The following is a 6042-nucleotide window of genomic DNA, read 5'->3' as shown; positions in this document are numbered from 1 at the left end:
GACGCCAGCGGCGACTGGATCGAGCGGATCAGCAGCCTGCAGTTGCAGGAGCAGGCGCCCCAGGAGGGGAAGAAATGAAAATCGGAAAAATTGGCGTCAGGCTTGGCGCGTGGGCCCTGATGGCTGTGCTGGGGGGTGTTCTCCTGCCGGTGACGCAGGTCCTTGCCCAGCAGGAACAGGAGGTCGTGCAGCCTGCCAACCGCATCGAAAAGCTCGTTGCTGCAGAGCAGGATGGCAACATCATCCTCAAGCTGACCCTGGCTCAGCCCCTGGCTGCGGTACCCGCGAGTTTCAGTGTGGCCAGCCCGGCCCGCATTGCCTTTGATTTTCCCGACATGGCCAACGGTCTGGGGCGCAACAGCCAGACCTTGAATACCGGCGAGCTGCGCAGCGCAAATATCGTTCAGGTCGGCGATCGTACCCGTCTGGTGCTGAACCTCACGCGTGTCTTCCCCCACCAGACCCGTATTGAGGGGCGTGAGCTCCTGATCACCCTGGCGGCAGGCCCGTTGCGGGAGGCCGCCACGGGCTTGTCCAGAACCTCCCAGTCCTCCCAGTTCGCACCTGCGGCCGCGCCTGGACAGCCGGAGCAGCACCTCATCCGGGACATCAACTTCCGGCGCGGCAAGGATGGCGAGGGGCGTCTGGTGGTGGACCTTTCTGACTCCAGTGCCGGGATCGACATCCGCCAGCAGGGTAGCAGCCTGATCGTTGATTTCCTCAAGACCGATGTGCCTGAGCAATTCCGGCGACGCCTGGATGTGGTGGACTTCGGTACCCCGGTCAGCACGGTGCTGACACAGACCCAGGGCGGCAATGTCCGCATGACGATCACCCCTCGGGGCAACTGGGAGCATTATGCTTACCAGACCGACAACCAGTTCGTGCTGGAAGTGAAGGCGGTCAAGGAAGATCCCAACAAGCTCGTTCAGGGGGCCGGCAAAGGCAAGTTTGGCGGTGAGAAACTGTCCCTCAATTTCCAGAGCATCGACGTCCGGGCGGTGCTCCAGGTCATCGCCGACTTCACCAATTTCAACATCATCACCAGCGACTCGGTTCAGGGCAACCTGACCTTGCGGCTCAAGGATGTACCCTGGGATCAGGCCCTGGACATCATCCTTCAGGCCCGTGGTCTGGATATGCGCAAGAACGGCAACGTCATCTGGATCGCACCCCGAGACGAACTGGCTGCCCGGGAAAAGCTCGATCTCGAGTCTCGGGCCCAGATCGGTGATCTGGAGCCTCTGCGCACCGAGAGCTTCCAGATCAATTACCACAAGGCCCGCAATGTGGCGGAGTTCCTCAAGGGCAAGGAGCAGACGATCCTGTCCAAGCGGGGCAGTGTCAGTGTCGATGAGCGCAGCAACAAGATCTTCGTCAATGACGTGGCTTCCCGCCTGGAGGATGTCCGCCGGATGGTCTCCGAGGTGGACGTGGAGACTCGCCAGGTGCTCATCGAGGCCCAGATCGTCGAAGCGACGGACACGTTCTCCCGCAACCTGGGCGTGCGCCTCGGTTTCGGTGCCAAGACCGGCGGGCAACTGGGCACCAGGGCGGATGGCGTCCAGATTTATCGCAACACCTTCGGCACCGGCAATCTCAATTCCACCGGTTATCAGGCGGGGCAGATCACCAACCAGGCCAGCTTTGCCGACTCCCTGGGCGTCAACCTGCCTGCGAGCTCCATCAACAACAAGAGTGCGGCGGGCGCCTTTTCCTTCGCCCTCTGGAACAGCGCGGGGACCCGTTTCATTGACCTGGAAGTCTCCGCCCTGGAGGCGGACGGGCGGGGCAAGGTGGTGTCCCGGCCCCGGGTGCTGACAGCCGACAAGGCGGAGGCCCTGATCGAGCAGGGTTCCGAGATTCCCTACCAGACCCTGACCGGCTCCGCCACCAACCCGACGGTGAGCTTCAAGAAGGCCAACCTGGCCCTCAAGGTCAAGCCCCAGATCACCCCGGACGGCAAGGTCATGATGTCCATCGAGGTGAACAAGGATCAGCCCCGCTACGACCAGCCCGTGGCCGGCGGCAATGTGCCCATCGACACCAAGCACGTGAAGACGGAAGTCGTCGTGGATAACGGCGGCACGGTGGTGATTGGCGGCATCTACATTCAGGAGGTCGGCAACAACACCACCAAGGTGCCCCTCCTGGGTGACATTCCGGTGGTTGGCTGGCTGTTCCGCAACAATGAGCGGAAGGACAACAAGACCGAACTCCTCGTTTTCATTACCCCCCGGATCATCAACGATCAGCTCGGCCTGCGCTGATGCTGGACTGTATGGACTACCCGATGCAAAAGCTCAACTCATTCCGGCAGCAGCCCTCAGGAACCCGCCTGCTCCTTCCCCTCGCCGTGATCATGGCCCTTGCGGCCTGTGGTGGCGGGGGAGGGGGCAGTTCACCTACTGCTTGGACGACTGGCTCCACGGGGGGCTCCACGGGGGGCTCCACGGGGACCCCTGGTTGCCTGCCCTTCACGACCAACTCGACCTGTGTCGGTCAGGGCGTCACGGTCGTCAAGACCCTCAGCCTGACCGCGGATGTCCCGACCATTCAGACCGACGGAACCTCGGTGGTCAGTCTGGTGGCTTCCCTCAAGGATGCCGGCAATGGCGTGGTCAAGGGACAGGAGGTCAGTTTTTCCGCGGACTCCGGTGAGCTGAGCGCGAGCAAGGTCACCACCGACGCGACCACGGGTCTGGCCCAGGTGGTCTTCAATTCCAATGCGGACAAGACCAACCGCACGGTGAACATCACCGCCCGCTATGGCAGCCTGTCCCAGGTGATCAGCGTGGCGATTCAGGGCACCCGCCTGGGCTTCGGCGGCGATGCCTCGGGCGTCGTCGGCTCTCCGGTCAGCATGACCATCAGCCTGCTGGATGCTGCCGGCAAGGCCATCGCCAATCAGGATGTCAGCCTGCGCTCCAGCCTGGGGAACGGGTTGCCCGCGACGGTCCGGACCAACACGGCCGGTCAGGCCAGCTTCAGCTACACGCCCACCGTCGGCGGTGCCGACACCATCACGGCCAGCGCCCTGGGGGCCAGTGCGGCGCGCACCCTCGAACTGACGACGACGGCGTTTGCATTCAGCAGCCCCGCGTCGGGGACCGTCATCCCCATCAATACCTGCCAGCAGGTGAGTGTCAGCCTTCTGAGCAGCAACCCCGCCACGGGCGTCAACTTCGTCTCTTCCCGTGGCTCCATCTATGCCAGCCAGGCGTCCTGCCAGGCGGGCGCACCTTCATCGACGGTGTCCGTCCCGTTCTTTGCCGGAATCGCCGCTGCGTGGGTGCGCTCCCCGAGCGCGGGGGCGGCAACCGTGTCCGCGATTCTGGCGAGCTCCGTGGCCGACGGAACCACCGCCAAGCGGGATGTGAGTTTCGTCTCCACCACCCCGACCCAGATCGTCGTCCAGTCCGATCCCTCCACCCTGACGCCCAATGGCACGGCGAAGGTCTATGCCATCGTCCGCGACGATACCGGGAACCCGGTGGCGGGCAGTACCGTGGTGTTCACCGCACCCAACGGAGGCGGCCAGGCCTCGCCGACGACGGCCCAGACGGATGCCTCCGGCCAGGCATCGACCACCTTCATTGCCGATCCGAACCTCAGTGGCAAGGATTCGGTCAAGGTGGTGGCCTCGGTGCTCAATTCGACGGTGACTAGTACGACGACCCTGACGGTCGCCGGGCAGGGTGTGAACATGGTGATCAGCACCAACAACCTGATTCAGGTTCTCAGCGATCCGCCCCGCTATCGCTCCGTCTGGGGGGTGTCGGTGACCGATACCGCGGGCAATCCGGTGCGGAATCAGCAGGTGACTGTCGCATTGAAGGGAGTCTGGTTTCATAAGGGCTACTACATCCCGGTTGCTGGTGGAACCGTAAAGTGGGCCAAGAGCATTCAGCAGGAGTGTGAACCAGAAGATATCAACAACGATGGTTTCATCCAGGCGGGAGACAGGGATCGCGATGGTGACGGTGTCCTGGAGCCCAACGGCGCCGCCTTCGTCATGCCGCCGAGCGATTCGGCAACTCAGGCCAGCAGCGTGACCGTGACCACCAATCAGGAGGGCGTAGCCGCCTTCTGGGTGCAATACCTGCCGCAATACGCGACCTGGGCGCGTGTCGAACTGACAGCTACCGCTGCCGTGACGGGTACCAACAGCAGCGTCAGTCGGAGCTTTTTCCTTCCCGGTCTGGCCGAGGAGTTGACCAACGAGGCGGTGTATCCGTCCTTTGGTGACTCGCCTTATGGTGTGCAGAGCGGGTGTGACAATCCGAAGTGACCCTGTGTAACATCTGGGGGGGCAACCGACGCTCTTCAGTCGGTTGCCCCTTGGTTTTTTTCAGACCTGCCATCACCCGTGAATTCAGAACAATCCCAATGTGTAGTGCTGGTTGGCATGCCCGGCTCCGGCAAAACGACCGTGGGCCGGGAGCTGGCAAAGCGTCTCGGCCTGCGTTTTGTGGACAGCGACCATGAAGTCGAAGCCCGGACCGGGGTCAAGATTCCGACGATCTTCGAGATTGAAGGCGAGGACGGTTTCCGCAAGCGGGAAACCCAGACCCTGGATGAGCTGACCACCGAGTCGAACATGGTGCTGGCCACCGGAGGCGGGGCCGTGATCAAGCCCGAGAACCGGGAGATCCTGTCTGCCCGGGGGGTGGTGATCTATCTCAACGTGCCGCCGCAGATCCTCTGGGAGCGGACCCGGCACGACAAGACCCGCCCCCTGCTGCAGGTGCCGGATCCAAAGGCACGGATCCAGCAGCTTTATGTGGCCCGGGATCCTCTATACCGCCAGGCCGCCCGGATCATCGTGGAAGGAGGGCGCGGGACGCCCCATGCGATGGTGCGGATGATCGAAAAGGAACTCCAGAACCTATGCGAACACTGAACGTCGAGCTGGCCGAGCGCAGCTACCCGATCCATATCGGTGCCGGGCTGATCGATGCGCCGGAGCTGATTCTTCCGTATCTGAAGACCCGCCGGGTGGCGGTGATCACCAATGATGTGGTGGGTCCCCTCTATCTCGAGCGCTTTGCCGCAGGTCTGGAAGCGCAGGGGCTGCAGGTCGTCCGCATCGTGCTGCCGGATGGCGAGGCGCACAAGGACTGGCCGACCCTCAACCGCATCTTCGATGCCCTCCTGGCTGCGCGCTGCGACCGTGGCACCACCCTGATCGCCCTGGGCGGGGGCGTGGTGGGGGACATGGTCGGCTTTGCTGCGGCCACCTACCAGCGCGGGGTGCCCTTCATTCAGGTGCCCACCACCCTGCTGTCCCAGGTGGATTCCTCCGTGGGCGGCAAGACGGCGATCAATCATCCCCTGGGCAAGAACATGATCGGGGCGTTCTACCAGCCCAGGCTGGTACTCGCCGACACCCAGGTGCTCGACACCCTGCCCGAGCGGGAGCTCAAGGCGGGGTTGGCCGAGGTCATCAAGTACGGTCTGATCCGCGATCTGCCCTTCCTGGAATGGATCGAGGCTCGCCTGGACCGGCTCCTGGCCCGCGATCCGGATGCGCTGGCCGAGGCGGTCGAGCGTTCCTGCCGCAACAAGGCCGAAGTGGTGGCCGCTGACGAGACGGAGCAGGGGGAGCGGGCAACCCTCAACCTGGGGCATACCTTCGGCCATGCCATCGAGACGGGATTGGGGTACGGGGAGTGGCTGCATGGCGAGGCCGTGGCCGCCGGTGCGATCATGGCCGCGGATCTGTCCCGCCGGCTGGGCTGGCTTTCCGATGCGGATGTGGCGCGGATCGTCCGCGTGCATGTCCAGGCCGGCCTGCCGGTGCTTGGCGCTCCGCTCGGGGTCGCGCGCTACCTGGAGCTGATGTCCCACGACAAGAAGGTGGCGGACGGACAGCTGCGCCTGGTGCTGCTCAAGGCCGTCGGCAGGGCGGTGATCAGTGCCGAGGCCACGGCCGAGCAGATCGGCGCCACCATCGAGGCCTGTTGCCAGGCCTGATCTCACAAGGAAGACGACGATGCCGGATCTGGCACCTTACGCGGTTACCGAAAACAACTCCCGGGG

General features: G+C 63.8%; 4 protein-coding genes. All 4 read left to right on the top strand.

Going from position 1 to position 6042, the window contains the following annotated elements:
• The first annotated feature begins 74 nt into the window (after positions 1-74).
• The 4 genes from pilQ to aroB all read left to right on the top strand — a co-directional run bounded on the left by pilQ (position 75) and on the right by aroB (position 5976).
• On the top strand, positions 75-2270 hold the full coding sequence (gene pilQ / locus PHD22_RS15965; protein WP_299869120.1) for a type IV pilus secretin PilQ: 2196 nt from the start codon (positions 75-77) through the stop codon (positions 2268-2270).
• A 23-nt stretch (positions 2271-2293) separates the two neighbouring features.
• Entirely contained in the window at positions 2294-4291 is a 1998-nt protein-coding gene (locus PHD22_RS15960; protein ID WP_299869117.1) for an Ig-like domain-containing protein, read from the top strand.
• 78 nt (positions 4292-4369) lie between these two features.
• Positions 4370-4903 (top strand): shikimate kinase, encoded by a 534-nt coding sequence (locus PHD22_RS15955; protein ID WP_299869114.1) that lies wholly within the window; start codon positions 4370-4372, stop codon positions 4901-4903.
• Positions 4891-5976, top strand: a complete 1086-nt coding sequence (gene aroB / locus PHD22_RS15950; protein ID WP_299869111.1) for a 3-dehydroquinate synthase — start codon at positions 4891-4893, stop codon at positions 5974-5976. Before PHD22_RS15955 ends, aroB begins: the two co-directional genes overlap by 13 nt.
• Positions 5977-6042: the final 66 nt, after the last annotated feature.

Origin of the sequence: Zoogloea sp., assembly GCF_028693495.1 — a bacterium.
GTDB lineage: Bacteria > Pseudomonadota > Gammaproteobacteria > Burkholderiales > Rhodocyclaceae > Zoogloea.
The sequence above is the reverse complement of the archived record's forward strand: the minus strand, read 5'-3'. Positions and strand labels throughout refer to the sequence as shown.

Excerpts from the sequence above, each read along its gene's own strand:
- pilQ (WP_299869120.1), top strand. The coding sequence starts at position 75 with ATGAAAATCGGAAAAATTGGCGTCAGGCTTGGCGCGTGGGCCCTGATG.
- PHD22_RS15960 (WP_299869117.1), top strand. The coding sequence starts at position 2,294 with ATGCAAAAGCTCAACTCATTCCGGCAGCAGCCCTCAGGAACCCGCCTG.
- aroB (WP_299869111.1), top strand. The coding sequence starts at position 4,891 with ATGCGAACACTGAACGTCGAGCTGGCCGAGCGCAGCTACCCGATCCAT.